At 63.2% G+C, this 24,325-nt stretch carries 22 protein-coding genes; 12 read left to right on the top strand and 10 right to left on the bottom strand.

Going from position 1 to position 24,325, the window contains the following annotated elements; genetic code table 11:
- Positions 1-100 precede the first annotated feature (100 nt).
- The 6 genes from ASG84_RS23745 to ASG84_RS23720 all read left to right on the top strand — a co-directional run bounded on the left by ASG84_RS23745 (position 101) and on the right by ASG84_RS23720 (position 4,867).
- Positions 101-760 (top strand): DsbA family protein, encoded by a 660-nt coding sequence (locus ASG84_RS23745; RefSeq protein ID WP_032370897.1) that lies wholly within the window; start codon positions 101-103, stop codon positions 758-760.
- The gene (locus tag ASG84_RS23740; protein WP_057479436.1) at positions 735-1,382 is read left to right on the top strand and encodes a vitamin K epoxide reductase family protein; all 648 of its coding nucleotides are present in this window, start codon (positions 735-737) and stop codon (positions 1,380-1,382) included. The genes ASG84_RS23745 and ASG84_RS23740 overlap by 26 nt, the downstream gene beginning before the upstream one ends.
- Before the next feature lie 55 nt (positions 1,383-1,437).
- Positions 1,438-2,067, top strand: a complete 630-nt coding sequence (locus ASG84_RS23735) for a TlpA family protein disulfide reductase (protein WP_057479435.1) — start codon at positions 1,438-1,440, stop codon at positions 2,065-2,067.
- Between the two features lie 59 nt (positions 2,068-2,126).
- A complete protein-coding gene (locus tag ASG84_RS23730) occupies positions 2,127-2,696 on the top strand; it encodes a TlpA disulfide reductase family protein (protein ID WP_027494230.1) in 570 nt (189 codons plus the stop codon).
- A complete protein-coding gene (locus ASG84_RS23725) occupies positions 2,693-3,526 on the top strand; it encodes a cytochrome c biogenesis CcdA family protein (RefSeq protein ID WP_057479434.1) in 834 nt (277 codons plus the stop codon). Before ASG84_RS23730 ends, ASG84_RS23725 begins: the two co-directional genes overlap by 4 nt.
- Before the next feature lie 99 nt (positions 3,527-3,625).
- Positions 3,626-4,867 carry an Nramp family divalent metal transporter gene (locus ASG84_RS23720; RefSeq protein ID WP_057479543.1) on the top strand — a complete coding sequence of 414 codons (1,242 nt, stop codon included), beginning with the start codon at positions 3,626-3,628 and terminating at the stop codon, positions 4,865-4,867.
- 236 nt (positions 4,868-5,103) lie between these two features.
- Here the strand turns inward: ASG84_RS23720 and ASG84_RS23715 are convergent, their stop codons facing one another.
- From ASG84_RS23715 to ASG84_RS23700, 4 genes are all read right to left on the bottom strand, one after another.
- Entirely contained in the window at positions 5,104-6,111 is a 1,008-nt protein-coding gene (locus tag ASG84_RS23715; RefSeq protein ID WP_057479433.1) for an arsenic resistance protein, read from the bottom strand.
- Positions 6,108-6,542, bottom strand: coding sequence for a MerR family transcriptional regulator (locus tag ASG84_RS23710; RefSeq protein ID WP_051364851.1), 435 nt, complete (start codon positions 6,540-6,542; stop codon positions 6,108-6,110). Before ASG84_RS23710 ends, ASG84_RS23715 begins: the two co-directional genes overlap by 4 nt.
- A 116-nt stretch (positions 6,543-6,658) precedes the next feature.
- On the bottom strand, positions 6,659-7,102 hold the full coding sequence (locus tag ASG84_RS23705) for a bleomycin resistance protein (RefSeq protein WP_235581814.1): 444 nt from the start codon (positions 7,100-7,102) through the stop codon (positions 6,659-6,661).
- A 279-nt stretch (positions 7,103-7,381) separates the two neighbouring features.
- Positions 7,382-8,269, bottom strand: a complete 888-nt coding sequence (locus ASG84_RS23700) for an AbiV family abortive infection protein (RefSeq protein ID WP_057479431.1) — start codon at positions 8,267-8,269, stop codon at positions 7,382-7,384.
- Positions 8,270-9,860: 1,591 nt separating this feature from the next.
- Between ASG84_RS23700 and ASG84_RS23690 the strand changes: the two genes are divergently transcribed.
- From ASG84_RS23690 to ASG84_RS23680, 3 genes are all read left to right on the top strand, one after another.
- Positions 9,861-10,643 (top strand): class II aldolase/adducin family protein, encoded by a 783-nt coding sequence (locus tag ASG84_RS23690; RefSeq protein WP_057479429.1) that lies wholly within the window; start codon positions 9,861-9,863, stop codon positions 10,641-10,643.
- A gap of 188 nt (positions 10,644-10,831) precedes the next feature.
- Positions 10,832-11,353 carry a DUF4232 domain-containing protein gene (locus ASG84_RS23685; RefSeq protein WP_162248369.1) on the top strand — a complete coding sequence of 174 codons (522 nt, stop codon included), beginning with the start codon at positions 10,832-10,834 and terminating at the stop codon, positions 11,351-11,353.
- Between the two features lie 53 nt (positions 11,354-11,406).
- A complete protein-coding gene (locus ASG84_RS23680; RefSeq protein ID WP_057479427.1) occupies positions 11,407-11,871 on the top strand; it encodes an SRPBCC family protein in 465 nt (154 codons plus the stop codon).
- A gap of 64 nt (positions 11,872-11,935) precedes the next feature.
- Here ASG84_RS23680 and ASG84_RS23675 read toward each other — a convergent pair whose 3' ends face one another.
- Entirely contained in the window at positions 11,936-12,754 is an 819-nt protein-coding gene (locus tag ASG84_RS23675) for an Fpg/Nei family DNA glycosylase (RefSeq protein WP_057479426.1), read from the bottom strand.
- 72 nt (positions 12,755-12,826) lie between these two features.
- A complete protein-coding gene (locus tag ASG84_RS23670) occupies positions 12,827-13,261 on the bottom strand; it encodes a carboxymuconolactone decarboxylase family protein (RefSeq protein WP_057479425.1) in 435 nt (144 codons plus the stop codon).
- 146 nt (positions 13,262-13,407) lie between these two features.
- Here ASG84_RS23670 and ASG84_RS23665 point away from each other — a divergent pair, with 146 nt between their 5' ends.
- A complete protein-coding gene (locus ASG84_RS23665; protein WP_057479424.1) occupies positions 13,408-13,827 on the top strand; it encodes a hypothetical protein in 420 nt (139 codons plus the stop codon).
- A gap of 881 nt (positions 13,828-14,708) precedes the next feature.
- On the opposite strand, the gene ASG84_RS23660 is transcribed toward ASG84_RS23665, so the two are convergent.
- The 3 genes from ASG84_RS23660 to ASG84_RS23650 form a co-directional block, all read right to left on the bottom strand.
- On the bottom strand, positions 14,709-16,772 hold the full coding sequence (locus tag ASG84_RS23660; RefSeq protein WP_057479423.1) for an AMP-binding protein: 2,064 nt from the start codon (positions 16,770-16,772) through the stop codon (positions 14,709-14,711).
- A 212-nt stretch (positions 16,773-16,984) separates the two neighbouring features.
- Positions 16,985-18,319, bottom strand: a complete 1,335-nt coding sequence (locus ASG84_RS23655) for a flavin monoamine oxidase family protein (RefSeq protein WP_057479422.1) — start codon at positions 18,317-18,319, stop codon at positions 16,985-16,987.
- A 28-nt stretch (positions 18,320-18,347) separates the two neighbouring features.
- The gene (locus ASG84_RS23650; RefSeq protein ID WP_235581813.1) at positions 18,348-19,697 is read right to left on the bottom strand and encodes a serine/threonine-protein kinase; all 1,350 of its coding nucleotides are present in this window, start codon (positions 19,695-19,697) and stop codon (positions 18,348-18,350) included.
- Positions 19,698-19,862: 165 nt separating this feature from the next.
- Here ASG84_RS23650 and ASG84_RS23645 point away from each other — a divergent pair, with 165 nt between their 5' ends.
- Both ASG84_RS23645 and ASG84_RS23640 read left to right on the top strand, forming a co-directional pair.
- Positions 19,863-21,116: an EAL domain-containing protein gene (locus ASG84_RS23645; protein ID WP_082521176.1), complete on the top strand. Its 1,254-nt coding sequence runs from the start codon at positions 19,863-19,865 to the stop codon at positions 21,114-21,116.
- Between the two features lie 93 nt (positions 21,117-21,209).
- The gene (locus tag ASG84_RS23640) at positions 21,210-22,754 is read left to right on the top strand and encodes an alanine/glycine:cation symporter family protein (RefSeq protein WP_057479421.1); all 1,545 of its coding nucleotides are present in this window, start codon (positions 21,210-21,212) and stop codon (positions 22,752-22,754) included.
- 17 nt (positions 22,755-22,771) lie between these two features.
- Here ASG84_RS23640 and ASG84_RS23635 read toward each other — a convergent pair whose 3' ends face one another.
- Positions 22,772-24,280 carry a PucR family transcriptional regulator gene (locus ASG84_RS23635; protein ID WP_057479420.1) on the bottom strand — a complete coding sequence of 503 codons (1,509 nt, stop codon included), beginning with the start codon at positions 24,278-24,280 and terminating at the stop codon, positions 22,772-22,774.
- Between the last annotated feature and the right edge of the window lie 45 nt (positions 24,281-24,325).

Below are 24,325 nucleotides of genomic sequence, written 5' to 3'. Positions count from 1 at the left end.
GACCATTAGTCAACGTTCGTACGATTGTCAGTGTCATAGCGAGTCGAAACGCCCATATCGGGCCCATTGATCAGTCCGAACGAATCGAGAAGGTAGTTGTATGAGCCGAGCGTTGAAGATTTCCTTGTCCCTGGTGATCGTGTTCGCCGCCGCGTTGGCTGTATTTCTGGTGGTGGATCGATCGGGGTCTCCGGATGCTGCCGCCGCCGAGCAGGCCGCGACCGACCCTGCCTCGATTGCGGTGCGCGAGAACAGTCATCGGTTGAACTCGGTGCCCGACGGCCGGGTCACGTTCGTGGAGTTCCTCGACTTCGAGTGCGAGGCCTGCCGATCGGCCTACCCGGCGATCGAGCAATTGCGTGAAGAGTACGGCGACCGGGTGAGCTTCGTGGCCCGCTACTTTCCGATCGCCTCCCACTTCAATGCCGAACGAGCCGCACGCGCAGTCGAGGCCGCGGCCCAGCAGGGCGGATTCGAGGCCATGTATCAGCGCATGTACGAAACGCAGGCGCAGTGGGGCGAACAGCAGGTTCCGCAGGACGAGTTGTTCCGCAGCTTCGCCGTCGAGCAAGGGCTCGACATGAGCGCCTTCGATGCCGCCTACACCGACCCTGCGACGCTCGCGCGCATCGAGGCCGACGTCGCGGACGGGATCGCGCTCGGCGTGCAGGGCACCCCGACGTTCTTCCTCAACGGCACCAAGATCGAACCCACCACCTACGGAGACCTCGCCGATGCCCTCGACGCTGCACTCGGCTGACCTTCCAGCGGCCGAGACCCGACCCGGTGGTTCGTTCGGCCGGAGCCTGCCCTGGCTGCTGTTGGTGGGCGGCCTGATCGGCCTGACTGCCGCGTTCGTGCTCACGGTAGAAAAGTTCGCTCTGGCGCTCGATCCCGCCTACGCCCCGACCTGCAGCATCAACCCGGTGCTCAACTGCGGATCGGTGATGGACACCCCGCAGGCGTCTGCGTTCGGATTTCCCAATTCCCTTCTCGGGATCGCAGGCTTCGCCGTCGTGGCGGCAGTGGGTGCCGCCCTTCTCGCCGGTGCGATGTTCGCGCAGTGGTTCTGGGGCGCAGTGCAGGTCGGTGTCACTGCTGCCGCAGTCTTCGTGCACTGGCTGATCGCGCAGAGCCTGTACGAGATCGGCGCCCTGTGCCCGTACTGCATGGCGGTGTGGGCGGTCACCGTACCGGTCTTCTGGTACGTCACGCTGCGCAACCTCGACCGCGCCAGGTCGAAATCCGCTCTTGGGCAATGGTTTCGGCTACGGCTTGACTCGCTGATTCGCAATCACTCGATTCCGCTGACCGTGTGGTTTCTCGTCCTCATCGCCCTGATCGCGCAGCGTTTCTGGTCGTACTGGTCCACGCTCCTATGATCCGCGACGTACCGTTCGCCCCTCTGCCGCTCTCTCGAGAAAGAAGGTCACGGCGATGACGCGCGGCTGGTCGATCGTCATGCTCGTCGTTGTCGTTGCATCGATCGTCGCACTGTGGCCCCGCTCCGGTGGCGTCGAGGGCGGCCCGTCCGAGGCCATCGCCAACAATGTCGCGCCGGTCGGACCCGAACCCACACTGTCCCGCCCGCCGGATGACGCGGCACGAGCAGCAGCGCTACCGCTGTGTCCGCCGCCGGTACCGCGCGAAGGCGGTCCGCTGGCGGGAGTGATAGCGCGCTGCATCGGCAGCGCCGACGATGTCGATCTCGCCGACGTTCTCGGCAGTGAGGTGACGTTGATCAACCTGTGGGCATCCTGGTGCGGCCCGTGCCGGACCGAGATGCCGGTACTCGATGCCTACGCCGCAGAACCCGACGCGATCCCAGTTATCGGAATCGACGTCGAGGACCGGCCCGCGGCCGCGGCCGCGCTGCTCACGCAACTGGGCGTCCGCTATCCGAACTACATCGACGGCGGCAGCGTCCTGGACGCGCTCTCGGCACCGCCGGTCCTTCCCTTGAGCTTTCTCCTCCACCCGGACGGAACGATCGAGCGCATCACCGACCCGACAGTGTTCGAGACGACAGACCAGATCCGCACTGCAGTAAAGGATTTCACCTCATGACACGTTTTTTCCCTGCGTGGGTCGGTGCGCGCCGTCAGGGCAGCACGGCCACCGCGGCAATGGGATCGATTCTTGCCCTCGTACTACTGATCTCCGGATGCTCCGACGGCGCACAGGCTGCGCCCCCGGGAGGCAGCTTCGACTTCGTCGCCCCCGGCGGTCGAACCGACATCGTCTACGATCCCCCCGAAACACGCGGAACCATAGGCGAACTCGCCGGCCCCGATCTGATGGAGGAAGGCAAGACGACCGCTCTGTCGGACTACGACGGCAAGGTCGTCGTGATCAATCTCTGGGGCCAGTGGTGTGGCCCCTGCCGCGGCGAAGCCGACGACCTTGAAGAGGTCTACGAGACCACCCGCGAGCGTGGCGTGCAGTTCCTCGGTCTCAACGTCAGAGATCCACAGAAGGACAAAGCGCAGGACTTCGTCGTCGACAACGACGTCTCCTACCCCTCGATCTACGACCCCTCGATGCGGACACTGGTCGCCCTCGGCGGAAACTACCCGACCAGCGTGATCCCCTCGACGCTGGTACTCGATCGTCAGCACCGCGTGGCCGCGGTCTTCATGCGCGCCCTGCTCACCGACGACCTCCTTCCCGTCGTCGAACGGATAGCCGCGGAATGACGACTCTTCTCGCCCAAGACATCGGCTCGGCCTTCCAGAACGCGGCATCGAGCGGGCCCCTGCTGCTCGCGGTCGCGGCATGCATGCTCGCCGGGTTGGTCTCGTTCGCCTCCCCGTGTGTGGTGCCGCTGGTGCCGGGATACCTGTCCTACCTGGCAGGAATCGCCGGTGCCGACGCCCAATCAGCCGAGACCCGATCGCCCCGCACCTCGACCACCGACACGTCGTCGCCGGAGCTGGCGAATCGCTGGCGTGTCGCCGGCGCAGCGTCGTTGTTCGTCGCCGGATTCACGATCGTCTTCGTCCTCGCCACAGCCTCGATCTTCGGAGTCATCGGCACCTTGCGCATCAACGAGCAAGTACTTCAACGAGTCGGCGGCGTCATCACGATCATCATGGGTGCAGCGTTCATCGGATTGATACCCGTTCTGCAACGCGACACCCGATTCGCACCTCAGCAGATCTCGTCCCTCGCTGGAGCGCCGCTGCTCGGCGGTGTGTTCGCGCTCGGCTGGACACCGTGTCTGGGCCCCACCCTCGCCGGCGTTCTGTCTGTTGCAGCAGGAACCGAAGGTGCAACCGCAGCCCGCGGGGTCACTCTCATCGTCGCGTACTGCATGGGACTCGGCCTACCGTTCGTCGTCCTCGCGTTCGGCTCGAGTTCGGCGATGCGCGGGGTGGGGTGGCTTCGAAGGAACTCACAGAAGATCAAGGTCGCCGGCGGTGTCATCATGATCGCCGTCGGCATCGCGCTGCTGACCGGAGTGTGGGGGTTGTTCATCGCCTGGATCCGCAACGAATTCGTCAGTGCAGTGGTCCTGCCCATCTGATCGAGATGTCGCCGAACCACCACGCCGCATTGCATTGTTCGGGTGGCCGAACTATATTTTCAGGGTCCTGACATACTGTTGGTGCTGGAGGGTGTGGTCATGTCTGTGCTGCAGCGCCGATCGTCTCGGCCGCCCTCGAGGTTTCGGTCGGGCCTGGTTCTGCTCGGCCCGGCTTTCGTCGCAGCGATCGCCTACGTCGACCCCGGCAACGTCGCCTCCAACGTCAGTGCCGGTGCGCAGTTCGGATACCTGCTGGTCTGGGTGATCGTTGCCGCGAACGTGATGGCCGGTCTCGTCCAGTTCCTCTCCGCCAAACTCGGCATCGTCACCGGAATGACACTGCCCGAAGTAGTCCGCGAGAAGTCGAGCAGGACTGTGCGACTGGCATATTGGGGGCAAGCGGAGGTGGTCGCCATGGCGACCGACCTCGCCGAAATCGTCGGCGGTGCAATTGCCCTCTACCTGCTCTTCGACCTGCCGCTCCTGATCGGCGGCCTCATCACCGGGGCCGTATCGATGATCTTGTTGATGGTCCAGGATCGGCGGGGCCAACGGCCCTTCGAGTTCGTGATTCTCGGGCTACTCGGTGTCATCGCCGTCGGATTTCTTGCCAGCGTCGTCGTGGAACCGCCATCGTTCACCGAGGCCGCGGCCGGTCTGATTCCGCGGTTCGACGGCGCGGAAAGCGTGTTGATCGCCGCCGCGATGCTCGGTGCGACGATCATGCCGCACGCGGTGTACCTGCACTCCGGCCTTGCTCGTGACCGGCACGGACACCCCGAGGCAGGGCCTGTCCGTCAGCGGTTGTTGCGGATCACCCGGATCGATGTCGGGTTGGCGATGCTGCTGGCCGGGGCAGTGAACATGTCGATGCTGCTGTTGGCGGCATCGACGTTGGGGGGCCGCGAGGGCGTCGATTCCATCGAAGGAGCCCACGCAGCGGTAGGGGACACCCTGGGGCCGGTCGTAGCGCTGCTGTTCGCGGTGGGCCTGCTGGCCTCGGGCCTTGCATCGACATCGGTCGGGGCCTACGCCGGCGCGATGATCATGGACGGCCTACTACGTAAGCGCATTCCGATTCTGGTGCGACGACTGGTGACCCTTGTTCCCGCAATGGCAATTCTGGCAGCAGGAGTCGACCCCAGTCGGGCACTGGTCGTCTCGCAGGTCGTGCTGTCGTTCGGTATCCCGTTCGCGTTGATTCCCTTGGTGCGGTTCACATCGGACCGCATCCTGATGGGCGGCGATGTCAATCACCGGATCACGGCATACGCGGCATGGCTCATCGCGGGAATCGTCGTCGCACTCAACATTGCATTGATCTATCTGACCGTGGCCTGACTGCGCGCGGGTAAACGTGTCCTGCACGCCTGTATTTCAGGACGATCACCGCTCGTGTGGTGATGGTGTTGTGCACGGTGAATCAGCATGAGTGGGTTCTGCCGCCGAAGTCGGGGTCTAGCAGGACGAACCGCCGCACACCGATTGCCCCGCCGTAGAAGCAGTCGACCGGACGTTGCTCGACACACGCCTTGTCCATGACATCGATGCTCGCTCGGCGCGTGTGATGACGTCCCTCACTGCGTCGACTGTCCTGTCGCGGCGGTGGTCTCGCCCGGCACCAGACGCGGCACGTAGCGGACGTAGAGCACCATTCCGATCAACTCCACGAGGGTTTGCGTCACGACCACCACGGCGGCCAGGCTCAACGCCGGTGGTAGCGCCAGGGCGAGTGGCAGCACGACCAGCGAGTTACGGGTGGCGCCGGAGAACACCAGCGCCCGCGTCGCCGGCACGTCCTGACCGAACACCTTCCCGGCACCGACACCGACGAACGCCATCACGATCAGAAACACCACGAAGATGGCTGCAGCAGCGGCGAGTTGGTCGATACGGCTGCGGATCGAGTCGATCTGGGAGGCGACGACGACCGCGAGTGTCACCATCATCACCGGCACCATCGCTGCTGCCATCGCCTCGATGATTTGCTCGCCCAGACGTCGACGTCGCGCCCACAGCTGCGTCGCCGCAGCCAGCGCCAGCGGGATCACGATGAGTAGAACGAACGCCTCGGCAAAGGGGGCGATGTCGATGATCGAGACAGTCTCGGCCCCGACGAACAACCACAGCCACAACGGCAGCAGGGCGATCTGCAGCAACATCAGCAGCGGTGCCCCGGCGAGAAGGCGTTCCGACGCCGCGCCGGCCAGTCCGCTGAAGACGATGACGTAGTCGATGCAGGGGGCGAGCAGCACCAGCACCACACCGACGAGGACAGCTTCGTTCCCGGCGATGATGCGGGTCAGTGCGAACACCACGATGGGGACGGCTGCGAAGTTCAGAACGACCACCGCGGTGGTGAACCGGGCATCACGTAGGGACCGGCCGATCGCGGCGAACGGCACTGCGAGGAACGTCGCGTAGAGCAGAACGATCAGCACCGGATTGATGGCGTGCTCGAACGTCGGTGCTGCGGAGGGGAAGGACAACCCCACCCCTGCGCCGGCGACGAGTGCGAGTAGATACAGGCCGATCTGGTGGGTGTCCCACCATTGCACCGCCGACGTTCGAGCTGTTTCGGTCATGACGCGCTCACGGGTGCGGTCAAAGTCGACGCCAACCAGCTGCATTGCGGGTCGCACGGTGTCGACGCGTCGGGGGTCTCGTCGAGACGAACCAGCGCGGCGGTCAGCGCGTCCCGCAGCACGGTCAGCTGCGCGATCGACTCCTCTGCTCGGGCGATGTGTTCACGCAGTGCCGGTCGCAGCCCGGACTTCACCGCGGCGCACGAATCGTTCTCCCACACACGCAGCATCGACTTGATCTGCGGCAGAGTGAGATTCAGGCTCTTCGCGGCGGTGATGAACGCCAATCGCTGCTGTGCTCGTTCGTCGTAGACACGGTAGCCGTTCGGGGCTCGGTCCGCCGGAAGTAGGCCCTCGCTCTCGTAGAAGCGCAGCGTTGTCGCTGGCACCCCGGTTGCCGAGGACAGTTGCGAGATCAACAGAGCAGACATGACCGCAGACTAAAGGTTCGAGTCGGCTCGAAGGCAAACCGGCCGAGTCCGGCCCGCCATCGAGTCCGCGGCAGCACGAGGGACGTCGGGCTCGTTGCTCCCCGAGGGGGGTGGGGTCAGGGTACGCCGTCGCCTGGAGTGTTGGGCTCGTGTTGCCTCTTCTCGGTATGGAACGTGATCAGATTGCCGTCGATGTCGACAGTTGCGAACTCCGTCGTTCCCCAGCCTGTCGAGACGGGACGGCCTACGTCTGCGGGGTGAAGCACCCCGGCGCGGGACATCTCGGCGTAAAGGTCGTTGATCTCGTCCACGGCGATGCGGCAGCTGGCGGTGCCGGCAAGGAACGTCTCGGCTCCGCTGCACACCGGCCATGCCGCGTGGTCTGAACGGGTATCCCAGCTGTCGTCGTCGGCGGCCCACAAGTGGATCTCGACGTCGTCGCGGGTGAGCCTCGCGAAAGTCGGGTCGGTGTACCGGGTCGTGAAGCCGAACGATCGGACGTATATCTCGGCAGCGGTGTCGATGTCTCGTACCGGCAGCGCAGGTACCACTTTCGACATGCCCATAGGCAACACTAACGCCGACGAGCCGGAGGGCGAGCCGACCCCGCCTCATATTGCTGGCGCTCAGTGCATTCGACTTCTGACACAGTGAACGCGACTCCTGAAACTGACAACCTCGGTTTCGAGACCGTTACCGCGGCGCGGGCCGGTCGTTGGCCGCCGTGGGCACCGATCGTCGCGCGGTCACCAGGTGGAGGATGACGCTGGCATCGCAGTCCACCTAGCGCATCATCACCGCAGCGTGGCCGAGGCCGTCATGGGTCCGAGAAGTCGCGGTCACTTGGTCTCGGGTGAGCTTAGATTCTCGTGCTGTGAGGCCTCATCGTTTGCATCATCCGCGTCTGACGATTCTTCGATGTCTTGAGCTAGAGCCCAGAGTTCACGGTCCTGGGCTTCGTATCCGGGTCGACCGACGTTGTCGAAGGGGTTTGCCGGCAGGACAAATGCGTAGCTGGCGTTGCGCAGGTCAACTCCTTTCGCGCCCACACTCATTGATTCAACGACCTGCTCGACAATGCTCGGATCGACGTCCCGCATAAGTCGTCGTGTCTGTTCAATCTCGTCTTCGGAGGCGGGATATACGTCCTCTTGCTGATCGCGCTGGCGCTTGCCCTCGATATGTTCGCCGAGACGTAGCTGCCAGCCGATCTGATGCACATGGCCCACAACGGCCCGGACCGCCCCGGCATCGGCAGCTTCCTGCGGCGAGATCGGATCACCATACGGTGAGACGTCTACGTAGAACCCACGTTGCTTGAGTTGGTTCTGGTTGCGCTTCCAGTCCTCGATGGTGCCCAGGACCTCGGCGTTCCTCTCCGGGTCCGATGGCTCGGCTCCGAACCAATAATCTTCGCGCACCAGGAAGTCGTGCACTAGTTCGAGCTTGAGCTTGTGTAACCCCCACAGATCCCGCAGTCGTTGATCCACGAAAGGTTCGCCTTCGGCGGAGTGGACGATCTGCACACGTCTTTCGTGGAGGGCAATTGCCTTGCCCGACTCCTCCACGCCGAGGATCGCGAGAGACCGAGCAAGTGACACGTCGCCACGGTCCAGTAAGGCAATAGCTGCTTGCAGTAGACGATCCGCATTCGCGAGCAGCGCATCTTGCAGCGCCACGACCTGGTCGGACGTGAGGTTCGCAGGAAGGTGTTGTTTGCCGGCCATTCCCCGAGTCTCCCCGGTCCTGGGATGTGTGGACGTCCTCGGGCCCTGTCGACGTGTCCCCGGACATGATCGAGCTGACCATTCAGACTCTGTGTCAGACCGCGTTCAGTCACGACTTCGACTCGTTCAGCAGCGCCGAGCAGCACCCGTTCACACCCGCGATGGTCGAGGTGGCTACTGCGACCATGGCTGCGCTGCCAACTCGGCGTGGCGGTCGGAGCCGGAGCACCTGTAGCCGAGCATTTCCGCCGAAGTCGGAGGTGGAACCTGCGTGACGAGGGTCCGTAGCGATGTTGTGCGTGCACCGAGCAGGTTGATTCCGAGGGACCGGATGCGGTCCTCCATCGTGTTGGCGTGCAGATGGCGGCCTGTGCGGACGCTGGGTACAGCCAGCCGCGGTGTCGGTGCCAGTGAGTTGCACTGAGCGTGAGGCGATGTGGCGTACGGAATGGGGTCGTGCGCGCGACTCGGGGACCTCGGTGTTCTCGCGGAGGCCGTCGTGAGCGGCAATTCGGCTGTGTGTATAGGGGCCTCGATGTTAGGGGCGAGATCGTCGTGGGGCGATGTTTTGGTCACTTCTCGCGGCGTTGGACCCTTCTGGTGTTCGGAGCACTTTGGTGGATCCACCTGGAGCAATCGGTATTCGAGCGTGCCGCGAGCGTGTCACTACTCGGTGCAACTGGGGGTGGATTCGCGTGAACCGGTATGGATGAGAAGGCCTGCTCAGAGGCTATGCGGTGGGTCCGGGTGGGACCATCGAAGTATGGTCGATCTAGCTGGGGGTCAAGGGGTCGCAGGTTCAATTCCTGTCAGCCCGACAGAGTGCAGGTAAAAGGCGGCTCCGAAGAAATTCGGAGCCGCCTTTTTGCTTGCGTGTGGCGCGACTGTCACCGGTCGATCTGGATGATGTCTCCTGAACTCGACGGTGTGAGTGCCTCGAGACGCTGAGGTTCGAGCGCGAGAATCTTTTCCTGTCGGTGCTCCGTGCGACTCTGCACGCATGGCGATCTGCATGGCGTGTGAACTGGAAATGCTCGATTCGGTGGGTTGCACTTGGCGGCCCAGTCGAATACCCAACGGCAGGAGTAAATGTCACGACTGCGGCACTCCACCGAGAGCGCTTCACCACCCGGGGTGTGACGGCGAACGGTGCAGATGCGGGCAGATGCTGTCATGTGGTAGCGGATGCGCGGTGGATGAGTGCGAACGTGAAGACGGACACGACTACGTCGATGCGAGCTGCCGGTGGTGCAATGCACCGTTCGGACAGCTCAGCGTGGTGGATGATCGATGGGTCTGAGACAAAAAGGTTGTGGCGCAGGCGGAATCACGGATAGCGCAGCGCGACAGTATCTGGGTGAGCTTATTTGCCCGTTGCGGCACGCTGAACGGGACGTCGGCGTGGGCGTCATGACCGAAAGCGACGAGGCGTAGCGAATGCCGCCACTCCGGTGACCCGCGGGTGTAGAACTGAAGCATGACCGAGCGGTGACATTTCGCTGCGAGGTTTGTCATGCGGACCGTCCGCTACGCGTCGACCATGGCCCCGATGTAGTGCGCGGATACGACACCTGCGACTCGAAGGAACACGATGTCCGAACTGGCACAGACCCGCCCAGGAATCGACGTACCCGCTCCGCCGGTGTTCGAGTCGGTCGACGACGAACGACAGCACCGAAAGCAACGACTTGCGGCCGCTTTCCGGCTCTTCAGTCAGTGCGGCTTCGACGAAGGAGTGGCGGGGCATATCACCGCTCGCGACCCGGAGAAGACCGACCATTTCTGGGTCAACCCGTTCGGTATGCATTTCAGCATGATCAAAGCGAGCGATCTGATCTTGGTCGATCACGAGGGCAACATCGTCGAAGGCAATCGTCCGGTCAACCGTGCTGCTTTCGTTATCCACTCCCAGGTGCACGCCGCTCGACCGGACGTTGTCGCGGCCGCACACGCACACTCGTTGTATGGCAAAGCCCTCTCGAGTTTACGGATGGGGCTTGCCCCTCTGACTCAGGATGCCTGCGCGTTCTACGATGATCACGCCGTGTTCGACGACTACACGGGTGTTGTTGCGGAGTTGGAGGAGGGTAGGAAGATCGGTGCAGCACTCGGTCAGCGCAAGGCGATTGTGCTGTCGAACCACGGTCTGCTCACGGTCGGTCGGACCGTGGACTCCGCGGCGTGGTGGTTCATCACCATGGAGCGATCCAGCCAGGCGCAGCTCATCGCCATGGCGGCGGGTGAACCTAAACCGCTGGACGACGTGACGGCGAAGCTGACGTACAACCAGGTGGGTCTGGAGTACGCAGGGTGGTTCCAGTTTCAGCCGATGTTCGACCGAATCGTCGCGCAGCACCCGGAGTTGATGGACTGAACGACATCGGGGACGTCGCGTCAGCCCTATGCTTGCGTGGTCGATAGAAGTCGGTAGCCTTGCTTACGATGAGTACGACGAGGAAAATCTGGCCTGTATTACATTTTGCATCCGGGGCCGTGATCGCTGGGTGCGCCGGGCAGCAATCTGCTGCTCCGCCGCCCGTAGAAGAACCATCCACGTCCGCGATGACGACCCATCCGGACACGTCCGAAGCTGCGCCGAGCAGCGCCGATGCGCCCGCAACCGAGTCGACGCCGTCCATCGACGACACTGCGCCGAACACCTCGAACTGCGTCGCGGCGGAGCTGTCGGTATCCCTCGGTGCGGTCCAAGGCGCTGCCGGTTCCACTGCGCTCCCGATCGAGTTCTCGAACACCGGCAACCGAACATGCACGCTCGACGGTTATCCCGGGGTTTCCTACGTATCCAGCCCGGGCGGCACGCAAGTGGGGCAGGCAGCGGTCCGATCGGGATCCGAGGCGAACCCTGTGGTGCTGGCCCCCGGTGCGTCGGCCGAGTCCTTGGTGAAAGCAACCGTGGTGCAGAACTACTCGACCGACACGTGTGAGCCCAGTTCGGTGTCCGGACTCGACGTGTACTCGCCAAACACAGCGAAGGTCGTGTACCTGGCGTATCCCACGACAGGATGCCGCACAACCGACCCGTCGATCACCCAGTTGGAGGTCCAGCCGGTTCGGTCCGAGTGAGTGCGGTGCGAACGGGATGGTTGAGGAGTCGAGACAGTGGGCACCCAGTAGGCATGACAGAGAATTCCAAGGTCACAGTCGAACGCACCATCGAGGCACCTGTCGACGCAGTATTCGACGTCCTGTCCAATCCCGAGCGGCATCAGGCGCTCGATGGGTCAGGCTTCGTACGCAGTGTCGACCACGCCGACCGGATTCAGAAGGTCGGTGAGAAGTTCACCATGAACATGCAGGGCGATCACATGGGCGGCGAGTACCAGACCGACAACGTGGTGAGCGGTTACATCAAGGACAAGCTGCTCGCGTGGAAAACAGCACCCGCCGGCTACGAGCCTCCCGGCTGGGAGTGGTTGTGGGAGTTGGAGTCCCAGGGTCCGAACGAGACCTTGGTGCGCCACACCTACGACTGGTCCAAAGTCACGGACAAGAAGCTTCTCGAGCAGATCAAGTTCCCGCTCGTCACCGAGGATCAGCTCAACGACACCCTCGCTCGCCTCGCCGTGGAAGCGACGTCCTGATTCACTGACACACAGATCGACCACGAAGGCCGGCCCCGTGGGGCCGGCCTTCTGCATGTGCCGCTCAGGCCTGTTCTTGCGAGCACCACCAGGTAGTACGTCCGCCCACCGTTCCGCGAGTCATGGGAGCACCACACCGAGGGCATGCCGCATCCGCCTTGCGGAACGGAATGATCTCGCCTGTGTGAACGCCACCCTTCTTGATTGCCGATCTGATTGCGCGACGCAGAACAACGCGAAGTTCGTCGAGCTCCTCCGTAGTGAGCGTTTTGGCTCGCCGGGACGGGGATTGCTCGCTCTGCCACAGCACTTCGTCGGCCAGCAGATTTCCGACCCCGGCAATTGCCGCCTGGTCCAGCAGGCGCGCCTTCAAAGGTGCTGCGCTGGAACCGATTCGGTGTCTGAACTCGTCGCGTGTGATCTCCGCGGCATCCGGGCCGAGCGCATCGATATCGGGCTCGAGTCGAACTCGGCCCAGGCGTCGCTTGTCGAAGAGCCGAAGTTGACCCCCGTCTTCGAACGTCATGGCAAAGCGCGTCCACTCGGGCTTGTCGGTATCGCGCTCGCCCACGTGTGGATCACCGCCACCGTAACGAGACGACTGCTCACCGTCCGGCGCGGTGACGATGACCCGGCCGCCCATCCCGAGATGGATTCCCAGCGTCGGACCACTGGATCCGTCGGCGGTGACAGTTTCGCACCACATAGCCTTGCCGCGCCGACAGGCCTCGGTGAGTTTGCCGCCGGTCAGGGCATGCGCGATGTCGCCCGGCATGTGCGGACGGCACTCGAACGTGTCGGTGTCGTCGATATCGACGATGACGCGACCGAGGGCTTTTTCGACGACCTGTCGAGCGTTTTCGACTTCGGGGAGTTCGGGCATGGATCCGGTGTACCCGATCGACGAACATTAATCGGTTCTCGGGAACTGAACATCGGAATCCGCATGCGCCACTTACCGGGTGGAGTCCGATTCCGCAACGAGCGGACCGAGTTCGGCGTCGAGCACTTTCTGCACAACGCGCATTGCCGCCCGCGCGGCCGGCGCACCGCAGTATCCCGCAGTGTGGATGACGGTTTCGGTGACCTCAGTTCTGGTGAGGCCGTTGCGAAGCGCCCCCCGGACGTGGCCTGCGAGTTCTTCGTGTGCGCGCAACGTTATGAGGATTCCGAGATTGAGCAGACTGCGGCTACGGTGGTCGAGTCCGGGGCGGGTCCACACTCCTCCCCACACGGTGTCGGTGACGAAGTCTTGCAGCGCGGCAGAGTCGGTGTGCTCAGCATCGGCAAATGCCCGCTCCACGAATTCTTCGCCCATCACGTCTTTTCGAACCCCTAGTCCGTCCAGAAACCGCGGGCCTCTGTCCTCGGTGAATTCATTGTCGATCATGCTTTGCCCTCTCGTCCGGTAGATGTCGTCAGATCATGTCAGGCCCACATCGGCGAGGTCTCGATTCGGCCGCGGCCCTTGTTCTATCGACGAAGGGAGTGGAGTATCGAACACGCTTGCTTACTCGAGCTACGGAGGCAGATTTCATGAAACATGTTCGTACACTTGTTGTTTGCGCATCGATTGTTCTCGGATCGGCTTTGGCGTCGGTGGGTACTGCGTCCGCTGCGACAGCAGTACCGTTTCAGATCAACCCGGCACCGTTCGGAAATCCCAACGGTAGCTTCGATGCTCCCTCTGTTCGATGTGTCGCTGTCGTCGGAGAGCAGGCCGGCACGGTCAGAGTCACCGGCGGCAAAGAGGGCGGGTGGGGATGCCTGATCTCGTCCCAGGTGTACTGGGTGAACCTGTCGAGCGGGGCGGTGGGTACGGCCGTTACCTCGGCGGGCGTGCAAGGCTTCGTGCCAGAAGCCATTCTTGCGACCGGGCCCGGTCAGGTTGCAATCACGATCGTCGCGAGCGGCGGCATTATCACTCCGGGCCTGGCGACTGTGTCCGTTCCGTAGGAGTTGCTCGCATCGGCGACGTCTCGCGTCCACCTGTGTCCGAGCGCGGATCGCCGTGATCGGGTGGAGTAATTCCTGGCGAGCGTGTCGCTCCCATGAATGCCGTACCGCCGACAGAGCTTTCGATTCCGTGAAAACGTCCGGCACGCATTCTGGCGCGCAGAAAGTGCGCCGACACCAAGAAGAACAGAAGAACCGCGACCACGGCGACGAGAGCTAATGCAGTGTCCACGGGCATCTCCCTGTTTGTCCTTACTCCCCACCGTCGACCATGATCGAGCCGCTGTCAATCGACTGCGGATCTGTAAGGGACGAGAACGCTGCCGGTCCGATCAGAGAAGGCCAGTCGATACGTTGTCGCCGGGCGGTTCTTCGTCACGTGTCGCTTCGAGGAACAGTTGGAGAAAGGACGAATGCTCGCGGCGTTCTCGAGTCGATTTCTCCGCGTGAGGTTCTTCGGATTGCTGAGGCATGGCGATTCGCGTCCCTCCCGTATCGGCTGCGCGGAGAACTCACGTTATTGCTGACTCCGGCGAACAGTCTCAGATTCTGAATAGTCAAACAACTGAGATAGTACCCAAAGCGCAGAGGAGAAACGATCGACTACCGGTGTTCGATGGCGACGAATTCGACCAGGCGGTGCAACGCGAGTGCGTCGACCTCGTGATGAGCACGAAAAGTGGTACCGCCCGCTTACGGATCAGCGTCTTGGCGCGTCGACAATCGTCGAACGTTCGTGCGCCGGTACAGCCAGAAGGCCCACCGCCGGCCGGCACCTTGCCGAGCGCCGACTCCGCCGTCCCGTGTGCACTCGATTTCGACGCAGCTGTCCGCTCATGGACGTCGCAGTGCGGGGTGCCGTACGAGATACGAGGCCAGGTTCACATTCCAGCGGCGGTCGGGGGTTCGATCAGCATTCTCTTGATGACCTTGCCGGTTGCGGTTCGGGGGAGTTCGTCGAGGAACGTGATGTCTCGGGGAACACAGAAGCGACTCAGTCGGTTTCGGATGTAGGCGCGCACCATGTCTGCGTCCAGACCTGCGGCACCGCGGCCGACGACGAACGCTGCAAGACGTTGCCCGTACTCACTGTCGGGCACACCGACAACTGCAACTTCGCCGACCTGCGGGAGATTGGCGATTGCATCCTCGACCGGTCCCGGAAATACGTTCTCGCCACCGGAAATGATCATCTCGTCGTCCCTGCCACATACGAACAGTCGCCCGTTGCAGTCGATGTACCCGAGATCTCCGGTGTCCATCAACGCGGCTCCACGTGCAGACGCGGTGGGCGGAGGTTCGGCGTTGGTGTAGCCGTCGAACAGCATGTCGTTACCGACGAAAATGCGACCGAGGCTTCCCACCGGCACAGGAGAGCCTTCGGCATCGAGAACCGCGATCGTCGTGCCGAGCGGTGGACGTCCTGCGGTGCCAGGTGACGCGCGCAGGTCGTCGGGCGTGGCGATCGTGGCCCACGAGACCTCGGTGGAACCGTAGAAGTTGTAGAGAATATCGCCGAAGACGTTCATGAAGCGGCTGACTGTCGACCCGGTCAGCGCGGAACCGCTACAGGCGACGACCCGCAGACTGGAGGTGTCGTAGCGGGATCGCACCGACTCGGGCAGATCGAGGATTCGTTGCAGCATGATGGGTACGGCAATCAACGAGGTGCACCGATTCTCCTCGACTGCACGCAGGCAGTCTTCTGCATCGAATCGATCCTGGAGCACCACTGTGGCTCGCAACGACGTGCTGATTTGCAGGGCAGCGAGCCCCCAGCTGTGGAACATGGGTGCTGCGATGAGCATCCGCTCGTTCGTCTTGAGGGGCATCCGAGACAACATTGCGGCGATGGTTCCGAAGCCCCTCGGGGTGGGGCGGAGCGCGCCCTTGGGTGATCCGCTGGTCCCTGATGTCAACACGACGACCGACCCTGGGCGATCCGGTCGTACGAATGTTGCAGACGGGGGTGCGACGAAATGCTCCAAGGTGCGCCGACGCGGAATGGCGGTATGAGAAGAGAGACTGACTCGGGTGACGTCCTCCGGCAGGTAGCGAACCATCGTGTCGAATTCGTCGTCGACGAACAGCATTCGGAGCTGGTGGCGGGCGGCAATCGCTTCGATCTGACGCGCCGCGAGGCCGGTGTTGAGAAGCACGACCTCGACTCCGAGCATCCCGCACGCGACAGTGCACTCGATCATGGCGGAGTGATTGCGGGCCAGAATTCCGACCGTGCTGCCGGGACGAATCCCTGATGCATCGAGACCTGCTGCGATGCGGTGAGATCGGTGATGAACCTCCGCGAACGTACGGGTCCCCCGATCGTCCACAACGGCTATCTCGTCGGGTGACTTCGCCGTCGCGGCCGCGAATCCTCCTCCCAACGTGAAACCCCACTTCGCCAGCGAGTTCAGTTGCCGGTACGCGCGGTCGGGGCGTGCGGCACGCACGACGCCTGTTCCCACCATCGTCTTCAGGATCGCCAATTGCAGCGATCGGGAGTCGCCGCTGTTCGAGACAACGGAGTCAGCTGTGCCGGAAAGAGAATTCTCCAGTCTGCGAAGACCACCCATGACCCACTCGACCACCGCACGGTTGTTTTCGGGCTGGGGTGCATAGGCTCCGCCGAGACCTGCCCTGAACACGGTGACATCTATCTTCGTCTCGCCGGCCGCGCGTCTGGTCAGGGTAAATCTGATGAAGCCGCCGGACTCGGTGTGCTCGATGGTGATGATCGGTTGATTACGCCGGTTCACCACGAGCTCGAGATTGTGCTCTACGCCGCCGACGCCGCATCGATACCCGGTGGCAGTTTCGCGGAGCGAGCAGTACTCGAGACCGGGGAAGTAACGTGGGAACAACTCGACCGCGCTCAAGACCTCGCATACCTGCTCGACGTCGTGCGCGAACACAACCTTGCAGTCGATGACGTCCGAAACCATTCCCCACCCCTGTACCCGCCGAGGCGGACAACAACGTCGCATCAGCACCGACCAGGGGATGGCGGCGAGCACTTGGAACGGGTCATCCGCCTGGATGAAATCGTTATGGTAATCCCCACGTACGTTTCGTGGGCGAAATCGGCCGAACTCGCGTCCCGACGGCAGGCTTCAGGGTGCACACGACCCGTCTTGCCCGCTCGGTGCACGACATCTCACGTGTCCGACAGCGTCCAGATGTCGCTGAACGGAACGGTACGGCCCAGGATTCGTTCTGCAGCGCGATGTCCCGACCTCATGGCAGCGGTGACCGTGGCCGGGTCGTCGGTCCAGGTGGCCTCACCCGCAAGATGCAGCACACCGCCGATCGGCGTGGCGAGATCGTCGTGATCGCGCGTCTGCGAACCGACCGTCATGTAGGAGTACGAACCATACGAGAACGGATCGTCCTGCCACCGTGTGACATACACACTGTCCGGCGGGACGACGCGGTCGCCGTAGAGGCCACGCAACGCGTGGACGATCGAGTCGCCGATACGTTCGTCCGACCAGTGTCGGGTCTCCTGTGCACACGGTCCCGCGGCGAACGTCAGAAGAGTGGGCCTGCCGTTCGGCCGAGTCACGTCATACCACGAATGCCACCAGCGCCCGGCTTCGCCCTGCTGCCGTATGGCGTAGACGTTCTCGTCCCAGAATTTCACCGGAAACTGGAGGAAGACTTTCTCGAAGGCGTTCATTTCGAGCCGGTGGAGAGCACCCGAAACAGGTTCTGGCAGCGGCGGTTCGACGGTGAAACTCGGTGACTTCAGTACCCCGATCGGTACTGTCACCACCGCACTGTCAGCCGTGAACGAGCCTTCCGAGGTCGTCACTTCCACTCCCGTGTCGCCCCAACGGACCTGCGTGACCTCGTGCTCGAGTCGAACGTCCAGTCCCTCGGTGATACGGAGTGCAAGCTCGTCGTAGCCGTCGGGAAACACCACTTCGTCGCCGTCGATGGCGTCGTCGTCCAAACCGTGTGCGTCGAGATCACCCTGGGCTACCCCCAGCTGTTCCTCGGCTCGGTGGCCGAGGAATTCACGCACTCGGTCCAATCGATCGTTGTCCCAATTCAATTGCGCAAGAGTCGCTTCCACCGCGCCTCCGAACGATGTAAGGGGAGCGGACTCGGCAACGGTCCTGGCGAACCGTTCGTCGAAGTCGTGAACGTCGGCGGCGAACCTCGCGGCCGCGGACTCGCTCAACCTGGCACCGGTGGGGGAGTAGTACGCGATCGGTCGACCATCCGGTTGGTAGCTGCCCACGGTGAACTCGGCTGTTTTGATGCCGAAAGCGCGTGCGGCGTCGGCAAGGGGGTTGTTGTCGATCCCGTGAATCCAGGAAGCACCGACGTCGAGAACGTTGCCGTCGCCGCGCACCGTCCAGACACGACCGCCCACACGATCGCGAGCCTCGAGGACGACAACTCGCCGACCTGCACGGTGCAGAATCCGGGCTGCAGTGGCACCGGATATTCCTGCTCCCACCACGATCGTGTCGAAATGGGTCATAGCTGCTCCGATCACGTAGTGGGCCCGGTCAGTTTCCTCTACCAGGGTTTCCCGGTCCCGAATTGCCGTTTCCGGAGTTACCGGGGCCTGAATTGCCGTTTCCGGAGTTCCCGGGACCTGAGTTGCCGTTGCCCCTGCCCGAATTGCCGTTGCCGGGATTATCGTTCTGCTGCGGTGCGGCGGGTGCTGCCGGTGCTGCAGGTTGGATCAGCACCGGATTCGATGATGGCGTCACCTCGGCGATGGTCGGGTTCGGCAAGGTGGTCGGCGAAGGCTGCGGCACCTGCGTCGTGGGTACGGCGATCGGCGACTCGTTCGGTGTCGGTGTCGTCGGTGATGCAGGCACCTGACCCGGGTCGTCGCTTGCGCTGGACGCCAGCCAGATGATTCCCGCTCCGAGCGCGAGGACGAGCGCGGCCGCCACCGGAACGATCCAACGTCGACGCACTGGATTGTGCGCGGTGCCTACGAGATCAGCAGCCGCAACTACGTTCGTGCGCTCGACAGGTATCACTGCGGTCGGCGGCAGTGGGGTTGTGCTTCCGACGATCCTGCGCAGGCGGTGCGCGACGGCAGCTGCGTCGGGGCGATCCTCCGGCTGCCGAGACGTCATAGCCGTCAGCAGCGAATGCCACTCCGGCCCGACATTCTCGGGGACGGCGGGATCACGGTGCAGTCGCGCTACCGCGGCGGCCACCGCGCTGCCCTCGAATACCATTGTGCCGGTGAGGCACTCGATGAGGACGAGGCCGAGTGTGTAGATGTCGGACGGCGGTCCCGCAGACGTACCCGTCGCCTGTTCCGGGCTGAGATAGTGCGCGGTGCCGACTGTGGTGCCGTGCTCGGTGAGTCGCTCGGAGTCGACGATGCGGGCGATACCGAAATCGGCCAGTTTGACGCACTGACCCGCACCCGAGTCCGGGGCGTGAGCGATCAGGATGTTGGCTGGTTTGATGTCCCGGTGCACCACGCCCCGGTCGTGGATGTACGCGAGCGCTTCCGCCATCTCGTTTCCGATCCGCGCAACATGGACGGCGGGCATCGATCTGTTCCGGCGAAAGCTGTTGAGCGTCGGTCCGTCGATCAATTCCATCACCAGAAAGGGCGTGGCCAATCCTGCGGCGTCCTCGGCAGTTCCTGCGTCGTACAACGTGACCAGGCCTGGGTGCGACAGCGACGCCAGGGTTCGAATCTCTGCGTCGATCCGTTGGGCTGTGTCCACCGGTTCGCCGTGGCGGAATATCTTCACTGCCACCGGTCGGCCGAGGACTTGGTCCTCCGCGTGCACGACGTCGGCCATGGCACCGCGGCCCAGAACTGGGCCCAGTCGATATCGACCCCGCGAACAGACGGTCCTGAGTAGGGCGAGAACGAACATCCTCGTCCATCGTGATTTCACCGCCGTTCGTCGACTACTCCGAGCACCCTATAGCCAACGAACACTCGTTCGGAGTGCAGTCCGTTCTCGACTCTGTAAGTCCGTCGGGCATGATGATCAACCGGGTGGGGAGAGATCGAGCAGGCGTCGAGAAAGGTCCTACCCATGCGTCCCCAATCGACGAATGCGCAGATCCAGCCGATGTCGATCGACATCACGTCGGTCTACCAGCCGATAGTCTCCCTGGACGACCGCGCCGTGGTGGGGTACGAGGCCCTGGTGCGGACCAGCGGCGACGGTCCGTCCATTGCTCCGCCGGAGCTACTGCGCGCTGCACGCGAGCAGGGCGTGATCAGCGACTTCGACTGGCGGTGCCGAGCGAGCGCACTGCACGGGGCCGTCGAGGCGGGTTATCCCAATGAGCTGGAGCTGTTCGTCAATGCAGAGCCGACCGCACTCGACACGCTCCCACCTCGAGACAGCCGGCCGCTGATTGCCGACGCCGCACGCCTGTCGATCACTGTCGAAATTACCGAGCGAGATCTGATGGGAGATCCAGCAGGATTGCTGAGGGCGGCCGAGCATGCCCGAAGCATGGGTTGGCGGGTCGCCATCGACGACGTGGGAGCAGACTCGTCCAGTCTGGCGCTGATCCCGTTGTTGCGTCCCGACGTGATCAAGCTCGACATGACGCTCGTGCAGGAACGTTCGACCGACCAGACCGCCGCCATAATTGCTGCTGTCGCCGCCGAGGTCGAACGTACCGGTGCCCTCGTGTTGGCCGAGGGAATCGAAACCGACGTACACGAACGCTATGCACGCGACATGGGTGCCGTTCTGGGACAGGGCTTCTTCTATGGTGCTCCGGGGCCACTCCCGGACTTCGGTTATGTGCGGGAACGAGTTGGATCTCTGAAGTTGGATGCGACAGTCACCGTCCGCGCTCCGGTGGCGGTGACACCCTTCGGTCTCATCCATCAGCTCGGTGCCCGCAGACATGCCGAGACAGCTTTTCTCGAGGCCATCGAGAAAAGCTTGCTGACCGGTGCGTTCGGCACCGGACCGTCGACAGTCGTGTTGGCTACGGCAAATGTGTCGAATCGGCTGACGCCAGCACGTGCCGCAGTCTTAGACGACCTGGCCGCGCGCACCGCTCTCGTGGCAGTGTTCGGCTTCGATCCAGCGCTGCCGCCGCACCGCTATCGGTCGGTGCCGGTGGGGGAGAACGAGCCGTTGGCCAGGGAGCGCTCGACTGTGATCGTGGCACCGATGTCGAGCGTGGCGCTGATCGCTGTCGAGTGTGGTGTCACGCCCGATGGCACGACACTCTACGACTACCGCCTGACCTACGACCGCGACGTCGTACTCGATGCAGCCACGGTGCTTCTCAGGCGAATTCCTGCGCGACCTTCGTCATGATCGGCCGATCCAAGCGGTCAAATTCAGGTAAACACTCGCTGTAGATTCGGTAAAGGGCTTCGACTGCACTCTTTGTGCTGTTCACTCGTAGGCATGAGCTCTCACCCCCTTGCCACCGATCATCTGGCCGCGGATGGAGGCACACTCAGCTCCATCGAGACGGCGATCAACAACGCGTTCGATCCGATCTCCGCCGCGGTGTCGAACTTCGTGTTCTTCACCGTGAACATCGGCGGTGCCGCTGTTCCTCTGATCGTGCTGTGGCTGATCCTCGGTGCCGTCATCTTCACGGTGACCTTCAAATTCATCCAGTTCCGCGGGATCAAGAGATCGCTGATCCTGGTGAGCGGCAAGGAAGACGAGGCCGATGCCCCGGGCGAGGTGAGTCATTTTCGCGCGCTCACGGCGGCCGTGTCCGGAACTGTCGGACTCGGCAATATCGCAGGTGTCGCGGTAGCGGTGACGCTCGGCGGCCCCGGCGCCACGCTGTGGATGATCCTCGCGGGCGTTCTCGGCATGGCTTCGAAATTCGTCGAGTGCACACTCGGTGTGAAGTACCGAGACATCAACGAGGACGGCACAGTATCCGGCGGACCGATGAAGTACCTCACCAAAGGTCTTGCCGAGCGAGGTCTTGCCAAGGTGGGCAAGGTGATGGCCGTCTTCTACGCCATCATCATCACGTTCTTCGCCATCAGTGGCGGCAACATGTTCCAGGCCAACCAGACTTACGCGCAGGTTCGCTCGGTCACCGGCGGCGAGGACGGATTCCTCGGCTCCGACGGGGCAAAGGCCGTGTTCGGTATCGTCGTCGCGTTGATCATCGGACTGGTCATCATCGGTGGCATGAAGTCGATCTCCGCGGTGACCGCGAAGCTCGTGCCGACCATGGCCCTGATCTACATCGTCGCGTGTGGTGTGGTGATCGCCGTCAACTTCCGTTCCGTTCCCACCGCGTTCACGGCAATCTTCGAGGGTGCGTTCTCGCCCGAGGGCGTGGCAGGTGGTGTGCTGGGTGTCATGATCATCGGATTCCAGCGGGCCGCGTTCTCCAACGAGGCGGGGCTGGGATCAGCGGCGATCGCGCACTCCGCCGTCAAGACCAGGCACCCGGTCACGGAGGGATTCGTGGCCATGCTCGAACCCTTCATCGACACGGTCGTCATCTGTACTGCAACCGCTTTGACCATCGTGATCGCCAATACCGTCTCCTGGCAGGACCAGCGTGCCATCGTCGCCGAGACCGGCGAACTACCGGCAGGCGGAGTGACGCTCACCTCGGACGCCTTCGAGACCGTGCTGCCGTGGTTCCCGTACGTACTCACGCTGGCGGTGGCGCTGTTCGCACTGTCGACGGCGATCACGTGGGCCTACTACGGGCTACAGGCCTGGACCTCGTTGTTCGGCCGCAGCCGACTCTCGCGGAGCTTCTTCAACATCATGTTCTGCGTGTTCACGGTCATCGGAACGGTGCTCTCGCTCGGCTCGGTTCTCGACTTCGCCGATGCAACGCTCTTCCTGCTGGCGCTGGTCAACATCACCGGTCTGTACCTGCTGTTGCCGGTCGTCAAGCGTGAACTGGCCGACTACATGGCAATGCGCCGGGGTGAGCCGAACAAGGTCGACGCCGAGGTCTGAGATCCCAGCTCGACGGGTCAGCTGCCGAGGCCGACACGGCCTTGGCGGCGGGCCTGTTCGAGAAACACTGCCGTGGCGATCCCAGGGAACCGAGGGGAGCCCGCCGGCAGTGGACCGAGAACGTCGAACAGCCTGTCGAGCCGTTGGTAGAGCGTCTGCCGTTGTATCAGAAGGCTTTTCGCGGTCTCGGTCTTGCTGCCCCAATGGGTGATGTACGCCAGCAGGGTCGTGAACAGCTCGCTGTGCCGCTCGCGATCGTGCGCGAGCAACGCCCCGATCTGATTCTGGATGAACTTGTCGATAGTGGATTCTCCCGACATCGACTCCACCAGCAGAGCGACGGCGAAATCGCGGGCGTCGCGGATTCGGCACTGAGGGTCTGGGTCCAATGCGAGCACCGCAGTGGCCGTGCTGAAACACCGGCGCAGACCATGGCGGTCGTTGGCTCCCGGACCGACGACCGCTCGTCGAATCCGCAACTCGCCGGCCTGCAACATCGACATCACGACCGGGCGTCGGCTGTCGAGTAGTTCCCAACTGTCGAAGCCGAGAACCGCGACGTGGTGGTCGCCGATCCGGTGATGCCAGTTCCGTACTGTGACCGCATCGGCGAGACGGCGCAGGGTTCCCGCAGGCGGGTCGACGTCGAATTCGACGGACAGCGTCAGGTAGGAATCGTGTTCGGACAGACCCATGCGCTCGGCGACGCCGTCGAGGTGGTCGGTGACATCGGAGGCAGGGTGTGCCGTTGCCGACAACAGTGAGAAGAAGCGTGTGCGCAGCCGGTCCTCCATCGTGGCCGGGTGCCCGCTCAGCAACGCGATCGACAAGATCTCCGGAGCCCTCTCCAACCCGGCGTTGATCGTGTAGATGTCGGCGTCAGGGCCGGGTGTCACGGTCAATGTAGCGACATCCGTTCCGCCGCTCGTCACCGGCACGTCGAAACCGGTGAACTCCGAGTGCGGGCTGGCGACGCCGGCCTGCCCGATCAAATCTCCCGACACCGAGTGCAGCGTCACCGACGAGCGAGTCTCGACGGCGAGTACGTCGAGAACTGCACCCACGGCCCCGTCTGTCTCGATCGAGGCCGACAACAACCGCGATATGCGGTCTGCCATGTGCAGCCTGCGCAGAGCGGAGTCGGCCAGTTGGCTGTTGATGCTCTCGCACACCTGCACGAACGGAACCCGGCGACGGAGTTGTACCACCGGAAAACCGACTCGGTCAGCGTGCTCGAGCAGAAACCGCGGAATGACGTCGAGGTGTCCGTTCGTCTCCACTGCGATCCCGACTACCCCTGCCGCCTTCATCGAATCGACATACGCCATCAGCCCGGCATCGGAACACGTTCCGAAGTTCGCGCCCTCCATCAAGATCAGCTCCCCACCGCGCAACAGCGGTGCGATGTCGAGTTGCTCACTGGCATGAACCCACCGCAGCGCCCGCGTTGCGGAACGCCCGGCCGCGACGAGTTCGGGACGCGCTGCGGACAGATAGACGTCGTCGAAGGCGTCGAGCAGATTCATAGGTGACATTTTGTCCACCCGCTGTTACGAGTGGCTTACATTACG

This window comes from Rhodococcus sp. Leaf278, from assembly GCF_001426085.1.
In the GTDB taxonomy this organism is placed as follows: domain Bacteria; phylum Actinomycetota; class Actinomycetes; order Mycobacteriales; family Mycobacteriaceae; genus Rhodococcoides.
This window is presented reverse-complemented; position numbering and strand designations above follow the sequence as displayed.

Coding starts and splice junctions, on each gene's coding strand:
- ASG84_RS23650 (WP_235581813.1), bottom strand. CDS start 19,697: ATGTTCGTTCTCGCCCTACTCAGGACCGTCTGTTCGCGGGGTCGATAT.
- ASG84_RS23665 (WP_057479424.1), top strand. CDS start 13,408: ATGAAACATGTTCGTACACTTGTTGTTTGCGCATCGATTGTTCTCGGA.
- ASG84_RS23660 (WP_057479423.1), bottom strand. CDS start 16,772: ATGGTTTCGGACGTCATCGACTGCAAGGTTGTGTTCGCGCACGACGTC.
- ASG84_RS23735 (WP_057479435.1), top strand. CDS start 1,438: ATGACGCGCGGCTGGTCGATCGTCATGCTCGTCGTTGTCGTTGCATCG.
- ASG84_RS23730 (WP_027494230.1), top strand. CDS start 2,127: ATGGGATCGATTCTTGCCCTCGTACTACTGATCTCCGGATGCTCCGAC.
- ASG84_RS23670 (WP_057479425.1), bottom strand. CDS start 13,261: ATGATCGACAATGAATTCACCGAGGACAGAGGCCCGCGGTTTCTGGAC.
- ASG84_RS23685 (WP_162248369.1), top strand. CDS start 10,832: ATGACGACCCATCCGGACACGTCCGAAGCTGCGCCGAGCAGCGCCGAT.
- ASG84_RS23725 (WP_057479434.1), top strand. CDS start 2,693: ATGACGACTCTTCTCGCCCAAGACATCGGCTCGGCCTTCCAGAACGCG.
- ASG84_RS23655 (WP_057479422.1), bottom strand. CDS start 18,319: ATGACCCATTTCGACACGATCGTGGTGGGAGCAGGAATATCCGGTGCC.
- ASG84_RS23640 (WP_057479421.1), top strand. CDS start 21,210: ATGAGCTCTCACCCCCTTGCCACCGATCATCTGGCCGCGGATGGAGGC.
- ASG84_RS23715 (WP_057479433.1), bottom strand. CDS start 6,111: ATGACCGAAACAGCTCGAACGTCGGCGGTGCAATGGTGGGACACCCAC.
- ASG84_RS23675 (WP_057479426.1), bottom strand. CDS start 12,754: ATGCCCGAACTCCCCGAAGTCGAAAACGCTCGACAGGTCGTCGAAAAA.
- ASG84_RS23700 (WP_057479431.1), bottom strand. CDS start 8,269: ATGGCCGGCAAACAACACCTTCCTGCGAACCTCACGTCCGACCAGGTC.
- ASG84_RS23690 (WP_057479429.1), top strand. CDS start 9,861: ATGTCCGAACTGGCACAGACCCGCCCAGGAATCGACGTACCCGCTCCG.
- ASG84_RS23680 (WP_057479427.1), top strand. CDS start 11,407: ATGACAGAGAATTCCAAGGTCACAGTCGAACGCACCATCGAGGCACCT.
- ASG84_RS23645 (WP_082521176.1), top strand. CDS start 19,863: ATGCGTCCCCAATCGACGAATGCGCAGATCCAGCCGATGTCGATCGAC.
- ASG84_RS23635 (WP_057479420.1), bottom strand. CDS start 24,280: ATGAATCTGCTCGACGCCTTCGACGACGTCTATCTGTCCGCAGCGCGT.
- ASG84_RS23740 (WP_057479436.1), top strand. CDS start 735: ATGCCCTCGACGCTGCACTCGGCTGACCTTCCAGCGGCCGAGACCCGA.
- ASG84_RS23710 (WP_051364851.1), bottom strand. CDS start 6,542: ATGTCTGCTCTGTTGATCTCGCAACTGTCCTCGGCAACCGGGGTGCCA.
- ASG84_RS23705 (WP_235581814.1), bottom strand. CDS start 7,102: ATGTCGAAAGTGGTACCTGCGCTGCCGGTACGAGACATCGACACCGCT.
- ASG84_RS23745 (WP_032370897.1), top strand. CDS start 101: ATGAGCCGAGCGTTGAAGATTTCCTTGTCCCTGGTGATCGTGTTCGCC.
- ASG84_RS23720 (WP_057479543.1), top strand. CDS start 3,626: ATGTCTGTGCTGCAGCGCCGATCGTCTCGGCCGCCCTCGAGGTTTCGG.